The sequence below is a fragment of the Streptomyces sp. S063 genome, from assembly GCF_002832675.1.
Taxonomy (GTDB): Bacteria; Actinomycetota; Actinomycetes; order Streptomycetales; family Streptomycetaceae; genus Streptomyces; species Streptomyces sindenensis.
Genome location: NZ_CP021707.1, coordinates 1970040 through 1994091 on the forward strand (window position 1 = coordinate 1970040; position 24052 = coordinate 1994091).

Annotated in this window: 21 protein-coding genes, 3 tRNA genes and 5 pseudogenes; 18 read left to right on the top strand and 11 right to left on the bottom strand. The window is 68.6% G+C overall.

What is annotated here, in order from left to right; genetic code table 11:
- The gene (locus CCZ36_RS08915) at positions 1-387 is read right to left on the bottom strand and encodes a hypothetical protein (RefSeq protein WP_128817408.1); all 387 of its coding nucleotides are present in this window, start codon (positions 385-387) and stop codon (positions 1-3) included.
- Positions 388-541: 154 nt separating this feature from the next.
- Here CCZ36_RS08915 and CCZ36_RS08920 point away from each other — a divergent pair, with 154 nt between their 5' ends.
- Positions 542-1249 (top strand): DedA family protein, encoded by a 708-nt coding sequence (locus CCZ36_RS08920; RefSeq protein WP_069736633.1) that lies wholly within the window; start codon positions 542-544, stop codon positions 1247-1249.
- Between the two features lie 161 nt (positions 1250-1410).
- Here CCZ36_RS08920 and CCZ36_RS08925 read toward each other — a convergent pair whose 3' ends face one another.
- Positions 1411-2319 carry an ion transporter gene (locus tag CCZ36_RS08925; protein ID WP_128817409.1) on the bottom strand — a complete coding sequence of 303 codons (909 nt, stop codon included), beginning with the start codon at positions 2317-2319 and terminating at the stop codon, positions 1411-1413.
- Positions 2320-2469: 150 nt separating this feature from the next.
- Here CCZ36_RS08925 and CCZ36_RS08930 point away from each other — a divergent pair, with 150 nt between their 5' ends.
- The 4 genes and pseudogenes from CCZ36_RS08930 to CCZ36_RS35620 all read left to right on the top strand — a co-directional run bounded on the left by CCZ36_RS08930 (position 2470) and on the right by CCZ36_RS35620 (position 4477).
- Positions 2470-2691, top strand: a complete 222-nt coding sequence (locus tag CCZ36_RS08930; RefSeq protein WP_069736631.1) for a hypothetical protein — start codon at positions 2470-2472, stop codon at positions 2689-2691.
- An 87-nt stretch (positions 2692-2778) separates the two neighbouring features.
- Positions 2779-3795 (top strand): sporulation protein, encoded by a 1017-nt coding sequence (locus tag CCZ36_RS08935; RefSeq protein WP_128817410.1) that lies wholly within the window; start codon positions 2779-2781, stop codon positions 3793-3795.
- 161 nt (positions 3796-3956) lie between these two features.
- Positions 3957-4264 (top strand): annotated as a pseudogene (locus CCZ36_RS35070) (tellurite resistance TerB family protein); the annotation flags it as partial.
- The gene (locus tag CCZ36_RS35620) at positions 4247-4477 is read left to right on the top strand and encodes a GlsB/YeaQ/YmgE family stress response membrane protein (RefSeq protein WP_237302829.1); all 231 of its coding nucleotides are present in this window, start codon (positions 4247-4249) and stop codon (positions 4475-4477) included. The pseudogene CCZ36_RS35070 and the gene CCZ36_RS35620, both read left to right, overlap by 18 nt.
- Positions 4478-4558: 81 nt before the next feature.
- Here the strand turns inward: CCZ36_RS35620 and CCZ36_RS08945 are convergent, their stop codons facing one another.
- The 3 genes and pseudogenes from CCZ36_RS08945 to CCZ36_RS08955 form a co-directional block, all read right to left on the bottom strand.
- Entirely contained in the window at positions 4559-5968 is a 1410-nt protein-coding gene (locus CCZ36_RS08945; RefSeq protein ID WP_443069796.1) for an LCP family protein, read from the bottom strand.
- Positions 5969-6078: 110 nt separating this feature from the next.
- Positions 6079-7011 (bottom strand): annotated as a pseudogene (locus CCZ36_RS08950) (M56 family metallopeptidase).
- Between the two features lie 3 nt (positions 7012-7014).
- Complete coding sequence (locus CCZ36_RS08955; protein ID WP_128817411.1) at positions 7015-7416, bottom strand: BlaI/MecI/CopY family transcriptional regulator; 402 nt, start codon at positions 7414-7416, stop codon at positions 7015-7017.
- Between the two features lie 317 nt (positions 7417-7733).
- Here CCZ36_RS08955 and CCZ36_RS36900 point away from each other — a divergent pair.
- From CCZ36_RS36900 to CCZ36_RS08965, 3 genes and pseudogenes are all read left to right on the top strand, one after another.
- Positions 7734-7856 (top strand): annotated as a pseudogene (locus tag CCZ36_RS36900) (TerD family protein); the annotation flags it as partial.
- A gap of 49 nt (positions 7857-7905) precedes the next feature.
- Positions 7906-8196: pseudogene (locus CCZ36_RS36905) on the top strand (TerD family protein); the annotation flags it as partial.
- Positions 8197-8410: 214 nt separating this feature from the next.
- The gene (locus CCZ36_RS08965) at positions 8411-9442 is read left to right on the top strand and encodes a sodium:calcium antiporter (RefSeq protein ID WP_069736655.1); all 1032 of its coding nucleotides are present in this window, start codon (positions 8411-8413) and stop codon (positions 9440-9442) included.
- A gap of 897 nt (positions 9443-10339) precedes the next feature.
- Here the strand turns inward: CCZ36_RS08965 and CCZ36_RS08970 are convergent.
- Positions 10340-11341: a TauD/TfdA family dioxygenase gene (locus tag CCZ36_RS08970; protein WP_128817412.1), complete on the bottom strand. Its 1002-nt coding sequence runs from the start codon at positions 11339-11341 to the stop codon at positions 10340-10342.
- Between the two features lie 908 nt (positions 11342-12249).
- Between CCZ36_RS08970 and CCZ36_RS08980 the strand changes: the two genes are divergently transcribed.
- From CCZ36_RS08980 to CCZ36_RS09015, 8 genes and pseudogenes are all read left to right on the top strand, one after another.
- Positions 12250-12627, top strand: coding sequence for a hypothetical protein (locus tag CCZ36_RS08980; protein WP_237302611.1), 378 nt, complete (start codon positions 12250-12252; stop codon positions 12625-12627).
- 285 nt (positions 12628-12912) lie between these two features.
- Positions 12913-13626, top strand: coding sequence for an urease subunit gamma (locus tag CCZ36_RS08985; RefSeq protein WP_069736627.1), 714 nt, complete (start codon positions 12913-12915; stop codon positions 13624-13626).
- A gap of 38 nt (positions 13627-13664) precedes the next feature.
- Positions 13665-15596, top strand: coding sequence for an urease subunit alpha (locus CCZ36_RS08990; protein WP_128819424.1), 1932 nt, complete (start codon positions 13665-13667; stop codon positions 15594-15596).
- Positions 15597-15671: 75 nt separating this feature from the next.
- Positions 15672-16346, top strand: a complete 675-nt coding sequence (locus tag CCZ36_RS08995; RefSeq protein WP_069736626.1) for an urease accessory protein UreF — start codon at positions 15672-15674, stop codon at positions 16344-16346.
- A 36-nt stretch (positions 16347-16382) separates the two neighbouring features.
- Positions 16383-17084 (top strand): urease accessory protein UreG, encoded by a 702-nt coding sequence (ureG, locus tag CCZ36_RS09000; protein ID WP_069736625.1) that lies wholly within the window; start codon positions 16383-16385, stop codon positions 17082-17084.
- The gene (locus CCZ36_RS09005; protein ID WP_128817413.1) at positions 17081-17935 is read left to right on the top strand and encodes an urease accessory protein UreD; all 855 of its coding nucleotides are present in this window, start codon (positions 17081-17083) and stop codon (positions 17933-17935) included. Before ureG ends, CCZ36_RS09005 begins: the two co-directional genes overlap by 4 nt.
- A 250-nt stretch (positions 17936-18185) precedes the next feature.
- Positions 18186-18281: pseudogene (locus CCZ36_RS09010) on the top strand (IS5/IS1182 family transposase); the annotation flags it as partial.
- A 374-nt stretch (positions 18282-18655) separates the two neighbouring features.
- Entirely contained in the window at positions 18656-20101 is a 1446-nt protein-coding gene (locus CCZ36_RS09015) for a flavin-containing monooxygenase (RefSeq protein ID WP_237302612.1), read from the top strand.
- A gap of 439 nt (positions 20102-20540) precedes the next feature.
- Here CCZ36_RS09015 and CCZ36_RS09020 read toward each other — a convergent pair whose 3' ends face one another.
- From CCZ36_RS09020 to CCZ36_RS09040, 5 genes are all read right to left on the bottom strand, one after another.
- Positions 20541-20987: a hypothetical protein gene (locus CCZ36_RS09020; protein ID WP_128817415.1), complete on the bottom strand. Its 447-nt coding sequence runs from the start codon at positions 20985-20987 to the stop codon at positions 20541-20543.
- Complete coding sequence (locus tag CCZ36_RS09025; RefSeq protein ID WP_033299579.1) at positions 20984-21247, bottom strand: hypothetical protein; 264 nt, start codon at positions 21245-21247, stop codon at positions 20984-20986. The genes CCZ36_RS09020 and CCZ36_RS09025 overlap by 4 nt, the downstream gene beginning before the upstream one ends.
- A 289-nt stretch (positions 21248-21536) precedes the next feature.
- Positions 21537-21610, bottom strand: a tRNA-Ile gene (locus CCZ36_RS09030).
- A 235-nt stretch (positions 21611-21845) separates the two neighbouring features.
- Positions 21846-21918, bottom strand: a tRNA-Asn gene (locus tag CCZ36_RS09035).
- 5 nt (positions 21919-21923) lie between these two features.
- Positions 21924-21996 (bottom strand) — tRNA-Asn (locus tag CCZ36_RS09040).
- A gap of 182 nt (positions 21997-22178) precedes the next feature.
- On the opposite strand from CCZ36_RS09040, the gene CCZ36_RS09045 reads away from it, so the two are divergent.
- On the top strand, positions 22179-22484 hold the full coding sequence (locus CCZ36_RS09045) for a hypothetical protein (RefSeq protein WP_003969335.1): 306 nt from the start codon (positions 22179-22181) through the stop codon (positions 22482-22484).
- Positions 22485-22543: 59 nt separating this feature from the next.
- Positions 22544-23995 carry an FGGY family carbohydrate kinase gene (locus tag CCZ36_RS09050; protein ID WP_128817416.1) on the top strand — a complete coding sequence of 484 codons (1452 nt, stop codon included), beginning with the start codon at positions 22544-22546 and terminating at the stop codon, positions 23993-23995.
- Positions 23996-24052: the final 57 nt, after the last annotated feature.

Sequence of the window (24052 nt, forward strand, 5' to 3'; positions counted from 1 at the left end):
TCAGGGCGCCGCGGCCGTGAGAGGGCCGGTGGCGTCCGAGCCGAGTCGGTCGACGAGGTCACGGGCGTGGACCCGAGTAGCGGCCTCGACCGGCGTGGCGTAGGCGTCAGTGGCGGTGCGGGTGCGCCGCCAACCGGTCAGAGTCAGGGGGCGGTCGCCTTTGCGGCAGGACACCACCAGATGGTGAGGGGCAGATGGAGCAGGGCCCAGGCGGCTGGCCAGGACCGTGGCTCGGGCGAGGGCCTGGCGGCTGGCGAGGATCTCGACGCTGTTCTCCTTGGGCAGGATCAGCCATATGTGTGGGTAGGCTGCGGCGAAGTCGAGGTGGTGGTCGTGATCCATGCGGACAGCCACCGCATGGATGCGGTCCCCGTCCGCAACGCCCATGTCTGTGGCACCTCCAGTGCGCAGCCTCACCCCGCTTCAGAGAATGCGCACCCCCGCCGAACGCCACTGGAACCGATGACGTCCACGGGGCGTTGATAGTTTGGGGCGGCTATGCAGCCACCACCCGTCGCGCACATAACTGGAGCCCGGACCCTTGAATACGCTTGCGCTCGGCCCGAGCTGGCTGGACCCGGACTATCTGCTCAATACATTCGGACTACCAGGCCTTCTCCTCATCGTCTTCGCCGAGTCCGGACTCCTCATCGGCTTCTTCCTGCCTGGTGACTCGCTGCTGTTCACCACAGGACTGCTGGTGACCACGGGGCAGCTGAAGTACCCGCTCTGGCTCGTCTGCACCCTGATCGCCATCGCCGCCATCCTCGGCGACCAGGTGGGCTATCTCTTCGGCCGCAAGGTCGGCCCGGCCCTCTTCAAACGCCCGGACTCGCGTCTCTTCAAGCAGGAGAACGTGGAGAAGGCGCACGAGTTCTTCGAGAAGCACGGGCCGAAATCGCTGGTCCTGGCTCGGTTCGTGCCCATCGTGCGCACATTCACACCCATTATCGCCGGTGTGAGCAGGATGAACTACCGCTTGTTCATCACGTACAACATCGTCGGCGCGCTCCTGTGGGGCGTCGGTGTCACGGTGCTCGGTGCGCTGCTCGGCAAGATCGCATTCGTGCACCAGCACATCGAGAAGATCCTCATCCTGATCGTGCTCCTCTCCGTGCTGCCGATCGCGGTCGAGGTCCTGAGAGCCCGCAGCCAGTCGACGAAGACCGACGCGGAGGCGCGCGGCAACGCCAGCAGCCCTCCGGCGGGCCCCACCTCCGGCCAACGCCGCCGCCACGCCAAGCACTGACCTCTTCCCGTACGCAGAGAGGCGCCTCTCCCCTCAGTCCTGCGGGGAGAGGCGCCTTCCGTCTCGATGTATGCCTCCGAGTCGCGGTCGCTCATGGTAAAGGGACAGTAAAGCCGGTGCCCGGTGGCGCCGAGCTGGAGTACTTTCTCGCCCCCGGAGCTTCACACCCCTGTCCGCGCCGTCTCCCCGTTGCCCTGGCACGTGCAGGACCCCGATGGCGCCGCCAGGCCGGATTCCACGTCGTCCAGGGCCTGGCGTGCTGCGACGAGCTGCGCCCGCAGAGCTTCTGCCGGGTTGTCTGCTCTCCGCCGTCGGCCCGGCACGCCCCTCCCTCGCTCCTCCTCCAGCTCCCGGGCTTCCTCCAGGGAATTGATGACGACGCCGATGAGGAGGTTGACCAGTACGAACGAGCCGAGCAGGACGAACGAGCCGAAGTAGAAGACGGTCCAGCGGGAGATCTCCAGGCCGCCGCGTACGGCGTCGCCGAGGCCGTCGAGGGTGATGAGGAGGAAGAGCGTGAGGGCCGCGCGGCCGAGTGACCCGTAGTGCTCGGGGTCCTCGTCGGCGAAGAACACCCAGCCGACCATGGCGTACACGTACAGCAGGAGCGCCCCGACGAGGGCGAAACTCAGGGTGCCGGGCAGGCTCTTGCCGACGGCGACGATCACGATCCGCAATTGCGGCAGAAATCGCGCCGCACGCAGTACGCGCGCCAGGCGCAGAAGCCGCAGCACGGTGGCGTTCTCACGGGCGAACGGCATGAAGGCCACGGCTACGACGAGCAGGTCGAACACGTTCCACGGGTCTCGGAAGAAGTCACCGGGGCGATCGGCATGGGCGGCTGCCCGCAGAAGTATCTCCGCGGTGAAGGCGGCGAGGAAGAAGTGCTCCGCGGCCTTGAGCACACCGTGCCACTGATGCACGACACCGCTGTACGTCTCCATTCCGAGCACGACGGCGTTTGCCGCGATGAGACAGAACACGGCGCTCGAGAAGGCGCTGGAGTCCGCGATGCGGCGACTGCGGTGGGCGAGACCGTGCCGCAGATGCGCAACCGTCCGTTCGGACATGGTGCTTCGTTTCCTCACAGACCTGTTTCGGACATTTCCCGCGAGCCGCAGCGGTATGCGGCCGGCGGGGGTGACCGCGCCCTATGCTTCTACATGCGTGTAGATATTGCGAGCCGGACTCGCCAATCATCCACTTCCGAGGAGGACTTCATGGCGTCGATCGACCTGGACAAGGTGCTGGACAAGGCATGGGCGGACAAGAGCCTGCCGGAGATACTCGCTGCCCCCGTCGGCGCCCTGAAGGGTGTCTCGGACCGTGACGGCGAGCTGCTGCAGGAGGCGTTCGGCGTCAAGACCGTGGCCGACCTGGCCAAGCTGAAGTACGTCCGCTGGGCGCAGGCCCTGGCGGCACTGGACGCGGCGGCCACGTAGGCACGACCGGTCGGTTGCCGCGCCTCGGGGGTGCGGTAACCCACTCCCCCCGACACTCCACGTACACCTGAAGGAGAGAACGCCACGATGGTGTTCAAAAGGCTGCTTGGGTCGCTCGGCGTAGGCGGCCCCACCGTTGACACGGTCCTTGACGACGGCCCGGTCCAGCCCGGTGGGACGCTGCACGGACAGCTCCATCTCGTCGGCGGGAAAGCCGACTTCGACATCGAGCAGATCACCCTGGAGCTCGTCGCCCGCGTCGAGGTGGAGCACGAGGACGGCGAAGCCGAAGGTACGGTCCCCTTCGAGCGCTTCACTGTCGGAGGCGGCTTCCGCCTCGCCGAGGGCGAGCATCGGACCGTCCCGTTCGCGGTGACGGTGCCGTGGGAGACCCCGGTCACCGAACTTCACGGCCAGCCGCTCGGCGTCGTGCTGGGCCTGCGAACCGAACTGGCGGTGGCGGGCGGCAAGGACAAGGGCGATCTCGACCCGCTGACCGTCCGGCCACTGCCGGCACAGGAGGCTGTCCTGGAGGCGCTCGGGCAGCTCGGCTTCGGGTTCAAGTCGGCAGACCTGGAGTACGGACACATCAGTGGAACCGGCCAGCAACTGCCCTTCTACCAAGAGGTCGAACTCACACCCGCTCCCCAGTACGCGCCTGTCATGCGGGAGATCGAGGTGACCTTCCTGGCCAACCCCGGCGGCATGGAGGTAGTCCTGGAAGCAGACAAGCCCGGCGGCCTCTTCTCCTCTGGCCACGACGCCGTCAACCGCTTCACCGTCAGCCACCAGGGCATCGAGCAGCGCGACTGGAACGCCGAGGTCGACGGCTGGGTACGCCACCTGGCAGCCGGGCATGGCGTTCATGGGACCCACGGGACACACTCCCCTCACGATTACGGCCACGGCCACGGCCACGGCCACGGCCACGGCGAACATCACCACGACGACAGCCACCATCGCTCCGGACCTGGCATGGGTACCGTGGTCGCTGCCGGCGCGGCAGGGCTGGCCGTCGGTGTCGTCGGCGGCATGGTGGCCGCCGAAGTCGTCGACGAGGTGGGCGACTTCTTCGAAGGGGACGAAGAGGGCGAAGAGGGCTGAATCAACGACAAGTCTCGCGATAACCTCTACGCGACTGTAGAAGAATGCGGGTGTCCGGACCGGCCTCCCTTCCGGCCCGGACGCCTCCTGACGCTTATGAAGTTCGTATGGCCCTGTGGGATCGCTTCAAGGAGTCCGCGTCAACGATGTAGACGCAGCTCATGGCGAAAAAGAACGGTCTCAAGAGCGGCTCCTTCCGCGATGCCGGCATGGGGATATGCGCCCTGGTCGCCGCCGCCGACGGCACCATCGACCCCGCCGAACGGCAGCGGGTGGCCCAGCTCATCGCCACCAACGACGTACTGCAGAACTTCGCTGCGGACGACCTCCAGCGCCGCTTCGACGACAACCTGAACAACTGACCGCCGCCTTCGCCCGTGGCAAGGTCAGCGTCCTGCAGGAGATCGCCAAGGCGAAGAAGAAGCCCTCCGAGGCCCGCGCCGCCGTTCGGATCGGCATCGTCATCGGCGCGCTGGGACGCCTCGTACTGCCGGGCCGGCAGCACACCGGCGTTCTGTGGACCGTCCTCGTCGGTATCGCCGCGGCCTTCCTGGGTACCGCCATCGCGGCCGGGCTGGGTGTCGCGGACTCCAAGGGCATCGACTGGATCGAATGGCTGCTCCAGATCGGCCTCACGGTCGTGGGCATCGCCGCACTCACATGTGTCAAGTCCCGGCGCTGACGCTCCGCACAGGGCGTGAAGAAGGAATGACCTGTGACACCCGGCCACAGGCCCTTTCCGCCTCCTGGCCGACAGATCGCGTCACCGAATGCCGGTGAAGTCCGCGCCCACGATGAGAGTGACGGTGCCGGCCAAGGCACCCGCGTCAGGCTTCATCGCGACACCGGGCAGCCGCGAAGCGAGCACCCCGGCCTGTTCTTCGAGGCCCTCCGGGTGGACGACCGCGGTCTTCTCCGCGGAGCCGGGCGCGTTGCCGGTGCCCGTGATGGTGTAGCCCGCCGTCCTCAGCGTTTCGGCGACCTTCGCGGCCCGGCCGGGCACCCCGCTGCCGTTGAGGACCTGCACGCGAACCGTAGCGGCGTAGACCGGGTTCTTGGCGTCTGCGGCCACCTTCTCCTTGTCGACCTCTTGGTCCTTGGCGAGCGAGGCGAAGAGGTCGGCGGCCTGCGGGTACTGCCACACCACGTTGGCCTTGTCCGAGGGCACGTCCGCCACGCGTCCGTAGTGGGGCACGGTCAAGAAGGTCAGCCGGTCGCTCGGGATGCTCCTGATCTCGTTCGCCAGACCCGTCAGCGGCTTGATACCCGCCAGCCTCTCGTCAGTGGTCAGGGACCTGGTCACCGAGTCCAGGAAGTCGTACAGGACGGCCGGGTTGGTGAGCTTCTGCTGCGCTTTGGCGGCGAGGGCCTTCATGAACTCCTGCTGCCGACCGATGCGCCCGAGGTCCGAGCCGTCCCCGACGCTGTAGCGGGCGCGGACATACCCGAGAGCGTCCTCGCCCTTGACAGTCTGACATCCCGCCTCCAGGTCGAGGTGCGCCTTCTCGTCGCGGATCGCCGTCTCGGGGCAGACCTCGATGCCGTCGAGAGCGTTGACCATGCCTTTGAAGCCCTGGAAGTCGACGGACATGAAGTGGTCGATACGCAGGCCGGTGGACTGCTCCACCGTCTTGGTCGTGCAGGCGGCGGCTCCCGAGACATCACCGCTCGCCCCACCGATGGCGAAGGCCGCATTGATCTTGGAATGGCTCGGTGCGGACAGTGCCCCGTCGCCACGCTCGCAGACCGGAAGGCTCACCCAGGAGTCCCTCGGCAAGGAGACCACCGTGGCCCACTTCCGGTCCGCAGACAGATGCATGACCATCAGGGTGTCCGACTGCATGGTGACCAGGCCCTTGCCGTACTTCGCGTTCTTGCCGTCACGCGAGTCGGAGCCCACCATCAGAATGTTCTTCGAGCCCGGACTCAGGTTGACCGGCCTGTCGTCGCCCAGCTTGTTGTCCACGTCCGCGGCATTGATGTTCCCGTCCAGCCCCTGATAGAACCAGGCCCCCGCCCCGGCTGCCACCAGCACGAGGGCAGCCAGCGCACCACCCACCCACCGTGCTATTCGTCCGCGTCGGGTCAGCCGGGCGGGCCCCTCCTCCGCCTTGCGGCTTCGCCGCGTCGACTGCGCCCGGCGACCGTGCCGCCTCCGGTCCTGCGTACTCACCTGGTGTCCTCCGGTCCTTCGCGCTCACTCATCTGCAACCGCGGATCCGCGCGGCGCGTGAACTCTACAGTTGCGTAGAGAAAGCTCATCCGTGGCGGGGCGTCCCCGGGCTACCCGTAGGTGGCGGACTGCGGAACGAAGAACAAGGCGATCACCGCGTCGAGTACGGACAAGGCCGACGCGGCCGCTCCGACTGCGGCGACGATGGCGGCCATACCCTCCGCAGTCAGTGCCGGCGGCCAGCCGGCGGCCGGCGGAACCGGACCCAGCAGGGCGGCCATGCGTCGCGACACCGGTCCGGCCTCGGCGAAGGCGGCCAAGCCGGGTACTGCCGCGGGCTGGGAGATCAGCGCGGCCTTGCCGACGGCGCGTGCCGTTGTCCGGCGGTCCCCGGTGACCCGGGCGGCTTCCTCGTCGGCCCAGCGCTCCGTGCTGTATCCCACCGCCGCACGGAACGGGCGCAGCAGGGGGTTCGCGCAGCCGGCGAGCCGCACCGTGAGCAGCAGGCGGTGGCGCGGTCCGGCAAGGTGGGCGCGCTCATGGGCGGTCAGCGCGTGGCGCTCTGCCTGGTTCAGGCCGGAGAGCATGCCTGTGGAAACCAGGATCCGGCCCGGAGAGCCCGGCAGCGCGTATGCGTACGGCACCTCGTCGGCAAGTACGGCGACCTGCGAAGAGCCCGGATGCGCGGCCTGCGTGCGATGGGCTCGGGCACGGAAGCCTTAGTGCCGTCTCAGCGCCAGCGTGCACGCCGCGACGACGAGGGCAAGGGTGCCGATGAACGCCTTCCCGGCCATTTCGTCGTACGGAACCGCCTAGCGCACCTCTGGATCGGACCAGCTGTCGGGCAGCGGGTTGCCGGGTAACTGCGCCGTGCCGACCACGACCAGGAGCCCGAGGCGCAGCGTGCTGCATGCGGCGAGGATCGTCCCCACCCAGGCCAGCAACAACGCCGCGACGCGCGGATGCAGATGCTGTTCAGCCTGCCACGCGATGGGCAGTGCGGTCAGCGGCTGGATCAGAGGCAGGAAGACGAAGACGCCCATCGGTCAACGCTCCGGATCGTCAGCTTCATTGAGGAGGGAGCGCAGGAGCTGCTCGTCGTGCGAGGACAAGGACGATACGAAACTGGAGAGCACCGCATCGCGGTCCTGCTGATTGTCGAGCAGCTTGCGCATGCGCATGGCCACCAGACCGGCCCCGTCCGCCACCGGCGTCCACTCGAAGGCCCGGCCGGCCCTGGAGCGGGCCACCGCCTTCTTCGCGTACAGCCTGGTCAGGATCGTGACGACCGTGGTGTACGCCAGATCACCGCTGAGCCGTTCCTGCACCCACGCGGCAGCCACCGGGCCCGGTGCCGAGCCCAGCACCGACAGCACCTGCATCTCAAGTTCGCCCTGGCGCCTGCGACCGCGTCCGTCCGGGCTCGCCTTCTCCGTGCCGGCAACCATGGCGCGGCCTCCTTTCCGTTCCGCCGCCCCGAATCGGTACGAGCGCCGAGGGGGCATCGTACTGGCCACTCCGTGCCGGCCTTTTCCGCGATCAGAACGCCCGTGTGGCCGGAAGCTCCCTCCGGCACAACCCAGTTCACCGACGGATCAATTTCTACATTGCTGTAGATTTTCTATGGTGTCATACGAGGGATCGGAGGGTCTTCCCCGTTACCGGGCGCAGGTCTTGAGAAGGGAAGCGACATGGATGTGAGCTCCGCCAGGGGCGGCAATGTCTCGCTGAGCAAGGAGGCGCCGGGGCTGTCCGCCGTGCTGGTGGGCCTGGGTGGGACGTCCACACCACGACCGGTGCCGACTACGACCTCGACGCGAGCGCACTGACGATCGACGAGGCCGGAAAGGTCATGTCCGACCAGTACTCATCTTCTTCAACAACCTGACCCTGACGGCTCGGTCGAGCACACCGGCGACAACCTCACCGGCGAGGGCGAGGGCGAGGGCGAGGGCGACGACAAGGTGATCAAGGTGAACCTGGCCACCGTCCCCGCCGACGTATCGAAGATCGCCCTTCCGGTCTCCATCCATGAGGCCGAAGCGCGCGGCCACAGCTTCGGCCAGCTCCGCAACGCCTTCATCCGCGTGGTCAACCAGGCCGGTGGCGCCGAGTTCGCCCGCTATGGCCTGAGCGAGGACGCCGCCACCGAGACCGCCAGCTCCCCGAGCTGGCCCGCGACGCCGGCAAAGCGGCACGCATCCTCAAGAGCGCGAACAAGGCCATGAAGGCAGAAAGCCCTGCCGAGCAACAACAGGCCCAGCAGCTCAAGTCAACCGATCTGGCGACACAGAAGCACGTGTAGGCCGACGGGCCCGATCGGACGATCACGCTCACCGACCAGGGCACGTTGAGTACGCGCCGTGTGGAGCGGGTGATCCGTGGAACGAGAGAATCGATCCTCCTGCTACCTCACCCCGGCGAAAGGCGATCATGTCCGCATTGTTGACCGACGTGTGGCCCCTGAGCTGGAGCATCGGGATCTTCCTCCTGGCCACGGCCATCACCGTCGTGAGCAGCATCCGGCTCGCCGGGGTGGGTGACACCCTCGCCGATCGCACAGGCTGGGGAGAAGCCCTCTTCGGTGCGGTGCTGTTCGGCCTGGTGACGTCCCTCTCGGGCATCGTGATGACCGCGGTCAGCGCCGCCGCGGACCAGCCCGACCTCGCATACAGCAACGCTGTCGGCGGCATCGCGGCGCAGACCCTCGCACTCGTCGCAGCCGACACCTTCCTGAGGAGAGTCAACCTCGAGCACGCCGCCGCGTCACTGCCCAACATGCTGTTCGGCTGCCTGCTGATCGGTTTGCTGGGCATCGCCCTGATGGCTGCGTTCAGCCCATCAGTCACTGTGCTGGGCCTGCATCCGGCGTCCGTGGTCATGGTGGCCTTCTACGTCGGCGGTCTACAGCTCATCCGCTCCCGTGGCGAACCCATGTGGCGCGCGGTGCCCACGAGGGAAACAGTTCCCGATGTCGCGAGCGAAGACACCGAGGGACTCGACGGTCACAGGACATCACGGCTGTGGACCGAGTTCGCGGCCGTAGCGGGCCTCGTCATGCTCGGAGGCTGGGCGGTGGCCCGCGCCGCGGAGGGCATCGTGGAGCACACCGGCCTGAGCGCAGGTCTCGTCGGCGCTGTGTTCATGGGCCTTGTCAACGCCCTCCCAGAGGCGGTCACCTCCATCGCAGCCGTCCGGCGTGGAGCCGTCACGCTGGCCATCGCCGCCGTCGTCGGCGGAAACTGCCTGGACGCACTCAACCTCGTCGTCGGCGACATCACCTACCGCGGCGGTTCCCTCTTCCACGCAGCAAACCAGGACGAACTGTTCCTCACGAGCAGTGCGCTGGTCATGACGGCGGTCCTGCTCGGCGGCCTCCTCGTCCGCCAGAAGCGCGGCTGGCTCAAAATCGGCTTCGACGGAATCCTGCTCATCACCATTTACGCGGGCACCGTTGCCGTACTTGCCCTCTGAACCCCACCGCACTGGACGCATCGATCAGGAACCTTGACGACGGCAGCTCGCAGCCGCCTCTTCCTCGCTTCCGTGCTCGCTTCCGCTACGGAAGCCCTGCCTCCGTCCGGTGACGCGGGCGTCGGGCTCCAGGGTTCGGGATCGCAGCCGGCTCCAGGCAGGAGGCCGACGGCCGGAGGCCAAGCCAGTTGCGGAAAGGCGTGCACCGACGGGGTGGTGCGGGGCGGAGCGCCCAGCTCGACAGCCGTGGGACCGCTGTTAACCATCCCGCGGCGCCGAGACCGGAAAGGTCCAGGTCACAGCCACGCAGGAAGCACCTTCGACACGTGAAGACCCTCGTCCGCCACACCACCGTGAGGCGAACACCTCACGCGCGATATGACCGTGAAAAACGCGTTTCCCCAGGCCAGAACGATTCTGCCTGGGGACGCTCGGTGGGGCGGGTGGGACTCGAACCCATAGGAGTGACGCCTCTCACCTGCGACGATACCGAAACAACGGACATAGCCACCCGTTTGCATCCGGCTGCGTCCTCCTTGATCCAGCTCGATCGCAAGCCGTGCAGCGTTCGCTGCACGGCCTTCTCTGCGTCCCTCGCTACCACAGGAACCGTCACGCGACGGGAAGATCCCGCTCTCGCCCTTGCTGATGCCGCCTTGCGTAGCGGTCGGCTTCACCGGTCTCGGCCCGTTCCTACCCACCTCCACGCAATCACGTTCCGTAGGCGATGCATGCGCGACCTCCCCGGAGCAGGGCGGGCCCATCATGGTGCACGGGACCTGTTGAAGACGGGGATCGCCGCCATCGACAGTGGCACGCACGACCGTGGGAGCCCCGAGACCCCGGGGAAGACGTTCACCGTGTAGTGCACATCTCCCCAGGAGGCCTGGGCGCAGGTCAGCGGGCGAGTACGTGGCCGTCGTGGGGGCGGTGGTCGCGGGAGCGGCGCAGGTCGGTGGTGACGTAGGTGCGTTGCAGCCAGCGGTCTGCTCCGTCGTAGCGGGGGTGGAAGGCCGTGCGTCCGTGGACGGTGACGCGGTTGTCGATGATGACCAGGTCGCCGGGGGCCAGGCGCAGGGTACGAGCGGTCGCCTCGCAGGCGCGGCCGAATTCGGACAGCGCCTCGGTGGCCCGCGGTGTGAGCGGGGTGGTGACGAGTTGGGCCATCCGTATGTCGGGGTCCTCGACCGCTCCCGACAACACCGGTCGGGGCTCGACTGCGGGCTTGCTCGCGGCAGCGTCCGAGGTGAAGGAAGGTGGTGGTTTGATGATGAACTCCGGTGCGAACAGGGCCTCACGGCCGGCTGAAGTGAGGAGCGGCAGTGCTTGGCGGATACCGGCCACACGCATGCCGGCGATCCGCTCATGGTCGGCTCGCAGGCAGAGGAAGATCACATAGTCGGGTGGGTGGGGGTGGAAGCCGTTCTCGGTATGGAAGGACAACGGCACCGATCCGGCGTTGCCGTGGAAGCTCTCCTGCCCGGGCACAGGCACGACGTCCTGCACAAGGGCACCGGACTTCTCGGCCCGGTAGGCGAGGGGCTCGCCCAGCCCGCAGGCCACCATGGTGAGCGCGGCCGGGACGGTGGCCCGCCGCTGGACCGAGCCGGGAACGGAAGGTGTGGCGAGCAGGTCTGCCCGATCGACGGGAAGGCCGCCGATCACGAGTGTGCCGTGGGGGCCGGAGTGCCTGCGAAACCGGCGTACGCCACGGCGCAGCAGGAGCGGAAGGTCCTCCCAGGCGTCCCGGGCCCGGGCCACCCATTCGAGGCTGTCGATCTGGTCGTGTCCGCCGGCGGACAGGGCGCGTGCCAGTCGCTCGCACGCGTCGGCGTCCGCAGGGGCAATGGCCCAGTCGGCGGCGGAGCTTCGGAGGGTGGCGGGCGTGGTCTCGGGCATCAGGACTCCTGCGGGAGGCGGGCGGCGGACACACGGACTCAGGAGTGGCGCAGGCCGGCCACGGCGTCGGCGATGTAGTGGTCCCGAATCGGATCAGGGGGGCGTACTGGGCTGCGCGGCGGTGGCGCATGTGCCGTAGTTCAGCGACGGCGTTGTCAGGGCCTTGTGGTTTCTGGGCGATGGAACGGTGCAGATGCACCATCGGGTACGCGAGGGTGACGTGCCGTTCCCCGTCCACGATGTCGGCTTCCAGGAGGGCGCCCCGCGCTTCGGCCAGCTCCGGGGCGCGGGCTGCCAACTGCTTGTAGGAGTCGGGCACGATGGGCAGCAGGTCTTTCATCGCTGCCCGGAAGAGCTTGTATCCGCGATGCTGGCGCCCGCTCAGCGGTACGTCCACCGCCGGCGGTGCCATGGTGTGGCGTATCGCCGCCATGTAGTAGTCGGCCGGGACCGTACTGGCGTGGGGCATGGCTGCCGGGAAGCCCCGCACGTACACCGTCGCATCGGCCAGCCGCAGCAGCGCGGCGTCACCGTCGCCGTTGCCCAGATGGCGGCTGGCGTCGGCCACGGCGACCGCGGCGCAGATGTTGAACAGGACATGGACCTGGTGCCCGATCAGCCACCGAGCGCTCCAGACAGTCTCCAACGGCGCTCCCGCACCAGGCTCGATTCGCGACCGTCCGCGCGGCTCTCCGTGTCCTGACCGCGAACTGCGCGACGACCGGCACAAGAAATGATCTTGCAGTTCGGGGTTTCGTGCGAAGTGTTCCTGGCGAAGTACTTCAACCATCGGCTTATCGCCGGTTGTCGGTCATCCTGCTGTCGCTGTCTTCCGTGAGCCCCGAGGCGCTCGGTCCGCTCCGGCGCTGGGCCCGCGCGTCGATGCTGAGGCGAAACACACCGCGCGCGTGCTGGCAGGGGTGCCGACCCATGCCAGACCTGTCGAGCGGACCGTCGCCCTGGGGCAGGCCGCCGCGGCTGCTGGTGAGTTGGTGGCCGCGCTGTCGGCTCTGGCTCCGGCCGTGGCAGGTGAGGAACTGCCGGCGGACTCGATCAGCCAGTCCTTCTTCCGGGTCCGTGAGGCGGAACTCTCGGATCAGCAGGCCGCCCTGCACGGTGTCCTGGTCGTCCACCGCGCTCTGGAAGACCTGTGTGAGGCTCCGCTGTCGGGTGCCGACCTGGTGCTGGAGGCGGCCGGGCTACGGCAGTCGGTGCTCGACCTCACCGGCACAGCGCCGGGAGCCGACCCTGACTCCGCACCGCCGGTGGCCGTCCCGGCATTCTGAACTTGTCTTACGACACCGTGCGGTGAGTTTCCCGGCGCAGAGCGGATGATCACTCGTTCGGGTGTCAGCCGGGTGAGTTGCAGGGTGGCGCCCGCCGACGTGCTCAAGATGGTTCCGCTTCGGGTTGGGGCCGGACCGCCCGGGATGGGCGGTGTGTTTCGCATCGGCGTCGAGGTGGCGTGCCGTTAGGTTTCACGCTGCCTGCCGACGGCGAGCACGGGACAGTCCGAGCACGTGGGGCCCGGGACAGACGTCCTGGGCAAGGGCGAACGCAGGGATGTAGCTGTGCACCTGACTCCGCATGAGCAGGAACGATTGATGTTGCACGTGGCGGCGGATGTCGCCGAGAAGCGCCGCTCCAGGGGGGTGCGGCTCAACTATCCGGAGGCCATGGCCCTGTTGATCGTGCATGTCCTGGAGGGGGCCCGGGACGGCAGGACCGTTGCCGACCTCATGTCTTCCGGGCGCAAGGTGCTGTCGAGGGAGGAGGTGATGGAAGGTGTCCCGGAGATGATCGAGAACGTGCAGGTGGAGGCTACGTTCCCCGACGGTACGAAGCTGGTCACGGTCCACAGCCCCTTCCCGGAAGCCGGTGGGGACGAGGTGCCGGCGGTCTGGCCGGGGAAGGTGGACTTCTCCACGTGCGAGGGCGACGAGGTGGTCGTCTTCAACGAACACAACCGGCAGGAAGGCCAGGTCACGAAGGTGACGGTCGACAACCCGACCGACCGCCCCGTCCAGGTCGGTTCCCACTACCACTTCGCCGAGGTCAACGACGGGCTGGAGTTCCCTCGCATGGAGGCGTGGGGCAGGCGCCTCAACGTCCCCGCCGGCAGCTCGGTGCGTTTCGAGCCCGGTATCACCGAAGAGGTCGAGCTCGTGCCCATCGAGGGCGAGCGCGTGGTCCACGGGCTTCGCGGCAGGATCAAGGGACTGCCCGAGAAGATCGGGGGCTCACTCGACAACACCCGAGGCGCGTCCGGCAAGGAGAAGGTGTGAATTCCAGGACCGAGTGCCCCGACTGCTCCTGCTGCCAGGTGGCACCCTCGCCTCACGCCCCCCTGCCGCGCGCCGACTACGCCGACCGGTTCGGCCCGACGGTCCGCGACCGGATCCGCCTCGCCGACACAGCGCTGCAGATCAAGATCGAGGACGACTGGTCGGGCGGTCCGGGGCGCAGTGGCAACGAGATGGTCTTCGGCGGCGGCAAGGTCATCCGGGAGTCCATGGGACAGTCCGTCGCCCCGCGTGACCCGGGCAGGGGCAAGAGCACCACCGCTGCCGACGGCAGCGTCGTCCTGCCTCCCGACACGGTGATCACGGGTGCCGTCGTGTTGGACCACTGGGGCATCGTGAAGGCTGATGTCGCCATCCGTGACGGGCACATCACCGCCCTCGGCAAGGCGTACAACCCCGAGACCATGGACCCCCTGCACGAGGACGGGGCCAGCCACAACGGCATCGGCCCCAAGCCCACCGACTTCGTCATCGGCCCCGACACCGAGGTCATCGCGGGCAACGGCAGGATCCTCACCGCCGGTGGGATCGACACCCACGTCCACTTCATCTGCCCCGACCAGATCGATGAGGCGCTGGCCTCGGGTGTCACCACCCTCATCGGCGGCGGCACAGGACCTGCGGAGGGCAGTAAGGCCACCACCGTCACGCCCGGGAGCTGGCATCTCGACCGGATGTTCGAGGCGCTGGACGGTTTCCCCGTGAACATCGGGCTGCTCGGCAAGGGCGCCACCATGTCCAAGGAGTCCATGTACGACCAGGTGGACGCCGGCGTCATCGGGCTCAAGGTCCATGAGGACTGGGGCGCCACCCCCGCCGTCATCGACGCGTGCCTGGAGGTCTGCGAGAAGACCGGTGTACAGCTCGCGCTGCACGCCGACTCGCTGAACGAGGCCGGCTTCGTCCAGGACACCATCAAGGCGATCAAGGGACGGCCCCTTCACATCTTCCATGTGGAAGGCGCCGGAGGCGGTCACGCCCCCGACATGATCAAGATGGTGAGCGAGCCGAACGTGCTGCCCGCCTCCACCAACCCCACCCGCCCGCTGACCGTCAACACGGTCAAGGAGCACTTCGACATGGTGATGGTCTGCCATCACCTCAATCCGGCCGTCACCGAAGACCTTGCCTTCGCTGACTCCCGGATCCGGCCCTCCACGATGGCCGCCGAGGACATCCTCCACGACGTCGGCGCCATCTCGATCATGTCCTCGGACGCCCAGGCCATGGGCCGCATCGGCGAAATGATCATGCGCACCTGGCAGACCGCACACGTCATGAAGACACGCCGAGGCTTCCTGGAAGAAGACCAGCCCGCCGGCCGGCCCGAGAACACGCCGCAGGCCAGGAAAGCGGCACCGGTGGACTCGACGCCGGCAGCCGAACCCCCTCTGGCCGACAACCGGCGCGCCCGGCGTTACGTCGCGAAGTACACCATCAACCCTGCCCTCGCCCAGGGCATCGACACCGTCGTCGGGTCGGTGGAGACCGGCAAGCTGGCCGACCTCGTGCTGTGGGAGCCGAAGTTCTTCGGCGTCAAGCCACACCTGGTCATCAAGGGCGGACAGATCGCCTACGCACAGGTCGGTGACGCCAACGCCTCCATCCCCACCCCCCAGCCGGTCCTGCCGCGCCCCATGTGGGGGGCGACCGGCTCAGCCCCCGGCTCCCTCTCCTTCAACTTCGTCACCGAGCGCGCCCTGAAGAAGGGCCTGGCCAAGGGGCGCACGCTGAACAAGCGCTTCAAGGCCATCCAGGACACACGCTCGGTCAAGAAGGCCGACATGAAGGAGAACAACGCGACCCCCGACGTACGAATCGACCCCGACACCTACGAGGTCATCATCGGCGGGGCCAAGGTCACAGACGTGACCACGTTCGTCAACGGCCAGATCGTCGACCGCGCCTTCGTCTCCGAACTGCCCATGGCCCAGAGGTACTTCCTCTTCTGATCCCTCGCCGCAGCACCTCTCGGTGACGCAGAAGGCACGACAGAGGAAGACCCTACGAAAGGTGGCCCGCACCCTATGAACCGTGCCGCGCTGTTCGTCCTGGCCGACGGCAGGTTCCCCGCCGGAGGACACGCACACTCCGGCGGCGCCGAACCCGCCGTCGCAGCGGGCCGCATCAAGGACGCGGCCTCGCTGGAGGAATTCTGCCGGGGACGGCTGCACACCGCGGGCCTGGTCGCTGCAGCCCTGGCCGCCGCGGCTGCGGCCGGCCACGATCCGCTGGCCCTGGACCAGGCAGCCGACGCCCGCACCCCCGTACAGGCCCTGCGTGCCACCGCCCGGAAACTCGGCCGACAGATGATGCGGGCGGCCCGCGCCACCTGGCCCTCGCCCGAGCTGGACGACCTGGCCGCTGCACGGCCACAGGGCGCCCACCAGCCCATCGTCCTGGGCCTGGCCGCCCGGTCGGCTGGTCTGGCGCCGCTGGACGCCGCCAGTGCCGTGGTGTACGAAACCGTCAGCGGACCGGCCACCGCCACGGTCCGGCTGCTGAGCCTCGACCCGTTCGACGCCACCGCCGTCCTGGCCCGCCTGGCCCCACAGCTCGACCAGATCGCCGCAGCAGCCGCAGAAACCGCACGACGCGTCACCGACGAAGGGGTCGGCGCACTGCCCGCCGCATCAGCTCCCCTGCTGGACATCACCGCCCAGCAACACGCCGCCTGGCCGGTCCGCCTCTTCGCCTCCTGACCACCCACCACGTCAAACACCGCACAAGGAATCCGCATGCACCTCGGTCACGAACTCGACGAGAAGTTCCCCCACCGCCACACCTACAGTGCGGCCGCAACAGACCACCCCGACGGCACGAGGCGCGCCCTGCGGATCGGCCTGGGCGGGCCGGTCGGCTCGGGCAAGACCGCGACCGTCGCCGCCCTGTGCCGGGCCCTGCGGACCGAGCTGTCCATCGCTGTGGTCACCAACGACATCTACACCCGTGAGGACGCCGACTTCCTGCTGCGCGAAGCCGTCCTGCCCCCCGAACGCATCCAGGCCGTCGAAACCGGCGCCTGCCCGCACACCGCGATCCGCGACGACATCTCCGCCAACCTCGAAGCCGTCGAGGACCTGGAATCCGCGGTCGGTCCACTCGACCTGATCCTCGTCGAGTCCGGCGGAGACAACCTCACCGCCACCTTCTCCAAAGGGCTCGTCGACGCACAGATCTTCGTCATCGACGTGGCCGGCGGCGACGACATCCCGCGCAAGGGCGGACCCGGCGTCACCACCGCCGACCTCCTCGTCATCAACAAGACCGACCTCGCCCCCTACGTCGGTTCCGACCTCGACGCGATGGCCCGCGACGCCAAAGCACAGCGAGGTGACCTCCCTGTCGCCTTCACCTCCCTCAAGGAGGAAGGCGGGGTCAAACAGGTCGCCGACTGGGTCCGCGAACGCCTCACCCACTGGACCTCAGGCCCCGCATGATCACCACCGCGGAAGAAGCCGCGCCGGCCGCCCGCCATACAGAGGTCCTGGGCGTGCAGGCCACAGCCCGCATCACAGCAGCCGTCCGAGGCGGGAGCACCACCCTGCCCGTCCTCGACGGCGACGGCCCCTTCGAACTCCGACGCCTGCGCCCACGCGGCACAGAAGCCCGCGTATGCGTGGTCGGCGCCATGAGCGCCCCCCTCGGCGGCGACCGGCTGCACATCGAAACCACCGTCCAGCAAGGCGCGGTCCTCCACGTCACCTCGGCCGCCGCCACCCTCGCCCTGCGCGGCCCGACCCAGGAACCCGCCACCTACGCCGTACACCTAACCGTGGAAGAACACGCGGAACTCCACTGGTCGCCCAAGCCGTTGATCTGCGCGGCCGGCTCCCACCTGCGCCAGACGTGGACCATCGACCTCGCTCCCACCGCACTACTCGTCCTGCGCGAGGAACAGGTACTGGGGCGCACCGGAGAACCGCCCGGCCACGTGACCACACGACTCACCGTCCGGCGCGGCGGAGCCGTGCTCCTCGACCAGGAAGCCGCATACGGCCCGGGGGCACCCGCCTGGGACGGCCCCGCAGTCCTCGCCGACCACCGCGCGACCGGGCAGATCCTCATCGTCGACCCCGCCTTCGAGAACACACCCCCCGAGGCCCGGCTCCACGGCGACACCCCACAGACCGGGTACGCCGCGCTGACACCACTCGCCGGACCCGCAGCTCTCATCACCGCCATCGCCCCGCGCGGACTCCAGCTACGCCAACTCCTCGACACCGCACAAACCTCACTTCACAGGCCCGCACAATCAACGACACACCACCGGTTGTCGCCAGCAGTGTGACCTTCCTCGGCGCGATGACATACGCCGGGGGACGGCTCGCCGCTGCCTCGATGTTCTGCGAACCGCACCACGAACGCCTCTGCTACCTCTCCTTCACCCGTACGACGGACGTCATTTCGCTGTGCCGTGGTGTACGACGACGCTCTTGCTCACGCGGCCGACATCCCCGGCCATCGGAAGGCGTCATTGCTCGCACGCATGTAAGAGATGCCTCATGCCTGGCCCAAGCTTCGCGGGACGGTGTATGCACGACTTCGTTCTTCTCGACGGAACTCTCGCCGAGTGCGACCGTGTCGGCGACAGCCGCGCGGACTACTCCGCCAAGCGCCGTCGGCACGGAGTTCAGGGCGTCCCGGTCGGCCGCTTCACGATTGATCAGCACCCTGAGCGGGTTTCGGCAACGGCCGAAGGGAAGGTCCCGTCCGTGATTCGGCTCGCGAACCGGCCTGGTTCGCGTGGGGGCAGAATTCCGCCCCACCGGATGGGTGACACCGCCGCGTCGTGATCGTTGGCGGTACGTGATCACACCACTCAAGAGGGGCCTGGCCCCGGTTGCCCCGCTGCCCCACGCCGCCGAGGCCCTCACGCCTCAGAACCAGTTGTCCGGTTCCTTCTGCCGAATGGCTCCGCGAGAGCTGCGTGCGGGCTGTTGCCTTGACGCCGGCCGCACAACCGGAACGTCGTGTGATCCCGGCCCAGGGGGCACGGACCGTCAGGCACGTGCGAGCCGTCGTCGTCGGAGCGGGATTCTCCGACATCGATGCCGCCGTCCGGCTTCGGGAGGCAGGATTCGACGACGTCCTCGTTCTGGAACAGAACCCGCAACTGGGCGGCACCTGGAGGGAGAACACCTACCCGGGCTGTTCCTGTGACGTGCCCTCGACGCTGTACAGCTACTCCTTCGCCCCGGATGCCACCTGGAGCAGGCTCTTCGCCGGGCAGCTGGAGATCCTCGCCTATCTGCAGGCCACGGCCGAGCGCTACCGGATCGGTGACGTGCTGCGCTGCGGTGTGCAGGTGCTGGAGGCCTCGTGGGACGGGGCAGCCGGCCGCTGGCTGCTGGAGACCAGCGACGGACCCTACAGCGCGGCGGTACTGGTCCTGGCCACCGGCCCGTGGCACGTCCCACGCCGCCTGGACGTGCCCGGCATCGAGGACTTCGACGGCCCCGTCTTCCACAGCGCCCAATGGGACCACAGCGTCGACCTGACCGGCCGGCGGGTGACCGTGGTGGGCACCGGCGCCTCTTCCGTCCAGATCGTCCCGGCCATCGAAGGGCAGGCCGCGAACGTGAACCTCTTCCAACGCACCCCTCAGTGGGTACTGCCCAAACCCGATCTGCCGGTACCCGCCGCATTCAACCAGCTCATGGACTACGTCCCCGGCGCGCGAGGCGCTCTGCGCGTCGGCCAGTACGCCCTGCAGGAGAGCGTCGGCTACACCCTCCGGCACCCGCAGGCCGCCCACCTCCTCGAAGCCGGCGCCCGCGCACACCTGCGCCTCGCCGTCCCCGGCGTGCAGCTGCGTCGGCACCTGACACCGGACTACCGGCTGGGCTGCAAGCGCCTTCTTACGTCAAGCACCTTCTACCGAGCCCTGTCCCAGCCGCACGTGCGTCTCCATCCCACCGCCGTGAGCGCCGTACAGGGCAACGAGGTCGTCGGCGCCGACGGCACCGTCGTCCCCACCGACGTGCTCATCGAAGCCACCGGCTTCCGCGTCGGCGAGCTGCCGCCGGCCAAGTCCCTCCGCGGCACGGACGGCCGGACACTCCACGAAACCTGGGGCGGTGAACCGCAGGCGTACCTGGGCACCACCGTGAGCGGCTTCCCCAACCTCTTCCTGCTGCTCGGACCCAACCTGCTCGGCGACTCCACCTCGGCGATCACCGTCCTGGAAGCGCAACTGACCTACCTCACCGCCGTCCAGAAGGCGCTCGCGACCACCGTCTACAACACGGGCGGCTGCACCAGCTACTGCTTCGCTCCCACCGGGCAGAACACCTTCGCCTGGCCGTGGTCCACCCGACGCCTCAAGCGCCGCCTGCGCCATTTCGACGCCGCCGCCTACACCTCCGACACACTGGCCCGCCCCCTCCCCCTCCCTGCTCAGGCGAGGCCCCGGCCCGGAGACCGTACGGCAACCACGAACGCAGAGCGTCCCTGATGCGGCGCCCGAGGCCGCAGCCCCAGCCGTTAACCGGACATACCCAGCCGTGGGAGCAACCACCGTCCGCACCGCCCACGAAGCCTCTTGCGATGACGCTTCGGCCGCTGACGACTGAGAACGTGCTCGTGCCCGGCCGCGTAGTCGGCACGCTTTACACCATCCCCGCCGAGATGGCCTACGACGTCTCAGCTCGCCGTCCCTCATACCGGGCGCAGAAGACTGACCGGAGGCGATCCGGCGACGCCGGAGCTGCTCCGCCGCGGGGCGACAGGGAGATTGGGGCGAGTACCGCGAGTTCATACGTGGCCAGAGCTCGGCCCGGGCCACAGACGGCCAGGTCAGCACAGGTCCGTACCGAGCCGAGAACCATAAACAACCCGTACGCGCAGTTGGCCAGCCCGCTGCACCCGAGGGCGGAGGGGGCCGACTCCTGCGTTCAGACTCTTTCCACCCGAATGGGATGGTCCGCCAGGAACTTGTCCATGTCGTCGACATCCGAGGTGAAGACAGTGACCTCGAAGCCGCGTTCCGCCGTCTTGACGGCTACGGCAGCCAAGACGGCATCAATGGCGTACTTGTGCCCGTGCAGCCCAGCAGTCTTCATCATGCTGCGGGCCAGGGAGATCACCTTGTCGTCGGTGTGCTCCACATCGATCCGGGACAACGCCCAGTCCCACAGCCCTTGGCGCCCACCCTGTTGAGGGTTCCACGCCTCCAGCGTGGTGAGCGCGCTCGTGACGACAGCGATGTCCAGGCGCGGCGCTGCCTTGATCAAGGCAGCCATCTGACGGTCACCCTGGACCGCCTTGGACAGCGCCTGGGAGTCGAGGACGAAGGCGCGCCGACGTGCTGATGAGCCACCGGCGAGCTTCGAACGGTTCACGCCGCGGCGCCGGGCGAGCGCTTCTCGTCATGCCAGTCATCGATGGCCGCGATGCGCTCCAGCGCTGCCCGCTCCTCCTCGGCCGTGACCGAGCCGTACTCGTCCTCCAGGCGGTCCCCCAGCTCCCGGAGCCGGTCCATCGCGTCCTGATGGGCCGCGGCTGCCGCGATGTAGGCGGACACCCCCCGGGCATCGACCCGCCCCTTGATCGATTCGACCAGCTCATCCGGCACCGTGATCGTGATCTTCCGAGTCGCCATACTCGAAGTATGCCACGAGCCGCACCCGCACGGGCCTGTAACCACCAGTCGCGTGCGCGCACTTCCGCGCCGGCCGGAGCGAAGGGCGCTCCCGCATCTTCATGCATCGACGGCCGTGGGAGCATCCACCACGCGCCCCACGAAGAAATGACCAAAACACCAGGTCACAGCCCTACGAAAGCTCACAGGCAATCAGAACGCTGCACGTTCGCTGCACCGTTGCGGAGCCCGCCGTTCCCCAGAAAACGCGTTTCCCCAGGTCAGAACGATTCTGCCTGGGGAAGCTCGGTGGGGCGGGTGGGACTCGAACCCACGGCCGACGGATTATGAGTCCGCTGCTCTAACCGGCTGAGCTACCGCCCCGTTTCGGCGTGGCGCGTACACGTGTGCGCACCGTCTGCCGCAGCATAGCCGGTCATACGATCTCTCGCTCCGGTTGACCGACTTCACCTGATCTTGAGGACGTCGCTGCGTGCTGCCCGGTTGCGGGGAAGATCGAGGAGACCCGAAAGAGTCACGCCGAGGCCCCGTCCACCGTCCCGGAGGGGGTGGGGGTGCGCACGCGAAAGAGGACCCCGAAGGGTCCTCTCCCGTTCCGCTCCCCCGACTGGACTCGAACCAGTAACCCTCCGGTTAACAGCCGAATGCTCTGCCAATTGAGCTACAGGGGATCGCGCTCCCCCGACTGGACTCGAACCAGTAACCTGCCGGTTAACAGCCGGCTGCTCTGCCAATTGAGCTACAGGGGATTGCTGCGTTGCCTCGAAATCGTACCTGCCTGGCGGCTGCCGGGCGGCGCGCGTTCGCTGCGACACATACATTAGCGCAAGCAGGGGGGTGCTCCGCCAATCGGTATCGCCCGGGGTGATCTCGGGTGCTCGCGGGTAGGCGGGCTGCACACGTCGCACCAAGCGTAGGAAGGGTGGCAGCCATGCGGTACCGGCTCACGTTCATCGCCGGAGTGGCCCTCGGTTACGTGCTCGGCACGCGAGCCGGGCGCGAGCGTTACGAGCAGTTGAAGAAATCGGCCCGGCAGTTCACGGAGAACCCCGCCGTGCGCAACGCCGCCGAGAGTGCCGCCCACAGCGGGCGGGACATCGCGGGCAAGGCGTACCACTCGGTCAGCGACAAGGTCGGGGACAAGGTGCCCGCGTCGGTCGCCGAGCGGGTCCGGTCGCTGCGGGACCGCAGCAGCCAGAACGGGTTCGAGGACGACTGGGGGACGACCAACACCTAGGGGGCCCGTGGGGCGTCGGTGAGTTACGGGAAAGTCCCGTGGTGCGGCAGAATCTCCGTATGGGCATAGTCGCGGGGCTGGACAGTTCTTCCGCCTTCACTCACATCGTCGTCTGCGATACGGACTCGGGCGCCGTGCTCCGGGAGGGGTACGCCGCCCATCCGGTCGAGGCCAAGGCCGCCGAGGTCGATCCGCAGGCCTGGCTGCTCTCGCTCGGCGAGGCAGCCTCCGGTGGGCTGCTCGAAGGTGTGCAGGCCATCGGGGTCTCCGCGCAGCAGCACGGGCTCGTCCCCCTGGACCAGCAGGGCAATCTCGTACGCCCGGCCCTGCTCGGCAACGACCGGCGGGCGCAGGTCGCCGCGGCCGATCTCGTCGACGGGCTGGGCGGGCGGCAGGCCTGGGCCGAAGCCGTCGGGGCCGTGCCGAGCGCCGCGCAGGCGGTGGCGAAGCTGCGCTGGCTGGCGCGGACCGAGCCGGAGAACGCCCAGCGGGTGGCCACCGTGCTCCAGCCGCACGACTGGCTCGTGTGGCAGTTGCTGGGCCGGCCCGCCCGGCGGACCACGGACCGGGGCGCGGCCTCGGGCACCGGGTACTGGTCGGCCGGGTCCGCCTCCTACCGGCCCGATCTGGTCGAGCTGGCCCTCGGGCACTCCGCCGCGCTGCCCGAGGTGCTCGGGCCCGCGGACTCCGCGGGGATGACCCCGGAAGGGCTGCTGATCTCCGCGGGGACGGGCGAGACCATGGCCGCCGCCTTCGGGCTCGGGGTCGCCGTGGGTGACGCGGTGGTGTCGCTGGGGGCCTCCGGGTCCGTCATGGCCGTCCACCACGAGGCGCTCGCCGATTCGAGCGGGGTGATCACCTCGTTCGCCGACGCCACCGGCATGCATCTGCCAGTGGTGCACCTCTCCAATGCCGTGCGGGCGCTGCGCGGGACCGCCGAGATGCTGGGCGTGGACGGGTTGGAGGAGCTGTCCGCGCTCGCCCTGAAGTCGACGCCCGGCGCCTCGGGGCTCGTTCTGCTCCCCTATCTGGAGGGCGAGCGCACTCCTCAGCTTCCCCACACCGCGGGCACCCTCTGCGGGCTGCGGCGTGAGTCGATGAAGCCGGAGCACCTGGCGCGCGCCTCGTTCGAGGGCATGCTGTGCTCGCTCGCCGACGCCCTGGACGTCCTGCGCGGGCGGGGTGTGGAGGTGCGGCGGGTGTTCCTGCTGGGGGCCGCCGCCGAGCTCCCGGCCGTCCAGGCGCTGGCCCCGGCGGTGTTCGGTACCCAGGTCGTGGTGCCGCAGCCCGCCCAGTACGCGGCGATCGGCGCGGCCCGGCAGGCGGCCTGGGCCCTCGGGGTCTCGCAGGGCTCCCTCGACCCGCGTACCCCCCCGCCCTGGCAGGGCGCCGCCGCCCAGGTGCTGGAGCCCGGCGACGAGCTGGCGGTGGGCGGTGCGGTGCGGCAGCAGTACGCGGCGACCCGGGATCAGATCCATCCCGGGGCCTTCGGTGGCCAGCACCCCGTGTAGGGGCCGTTCCTCGCTCGGCGGCGCCGCACCCGCCCGGTTCTTGCCGGGCGGGTACCG

Bases quoted from the DNA above. Each gene is read 5' to 3' on its own strand.
- CCZ36_RS08915 (WP_128817408.1), bottom strand. From the start codon at position 387: ATGGGCGTTGCGGACGGGGACCGCATCCATGCGGTGGCTGTCCGCATG.
- CCZ36_RS08925 (WP_128817409.1), bottom strand. From the start codon at position 2,319: ATGTCCGAACGGACGGTTGCGCATCTGCGGCACGGTCTCGCCCACCGC.
- CCZ36_RS08930 (WP_069736631.1), top strand. From the start codon at position 2,470: ATGGCGTCGATCGACCTGGACAAGGTGCTGGACAAGGCATGGGCGGAC.
- CCZ36_RS08935 (WP_128817410.1), top strand. From the start codon at position 2,779: ATGGTGTTCAAAAGGCTGCTTGGGTCGCTCGGCGTAGGCGGCCCCACC.
- CCZ36_RS08955 (WP_128817411.1), bottom strand. From the start codon at position 7,416: ATGGTTGCCGGCACGGAGAAGGCGAGCCCGGACGGACGCGGTCGCAGG.
- CCZ36_RS08970 (WP_128817412.1), bottom strand. From the start codon at position 11,341: ATGCCCGAGACCACGCCCGCCACCCTCCGAAGCTCCGCCGCCGACTGG.
- CCZ36_RS08995 (WP_069736626.1), top strand. From the start codon at position 15,672: ATGAACCGTGCCGCGCTGTTCGTCCTGGCCGACGGCAGGTTCCCCGCC.
- ureG (WP_069736625.1), top strand. From the start codon at position 16,383: ATGCACCTCGGTCACGAACTCGACGAGAAGTTCCCCCACCGCCACACC.
- CCZ36_RS09005 (WP_128817413.1), top strand. From the start codon at position 17,081: ATGATCACCACCGCGGAAGAAGCCGCGCCGGCCGCCCGCCATACAGAG.
- CCZ36_RS09025 (WP_033299579.1), bottom strand. From the start codon at position 21,247: ATGGCGACTCGGAAGATCACGATCACGGTGCCGGATGAGCTGGTCGAA.
- CCZ36_RS09045 (WP_003969335.1), top strand. From the start codon at position 22,179: ATGCGGTACCGGCTCACGTTCATCGCCGGAGTGGCCCTCGGTTACGTG.
- CCZ36_RS09050 (WP_128817416.1), top strand. From the start codon at position 22,544: ATGGGCATAGTCGCGGGGCTGGACAGTTCTTCCGCCTTCACTCACATC.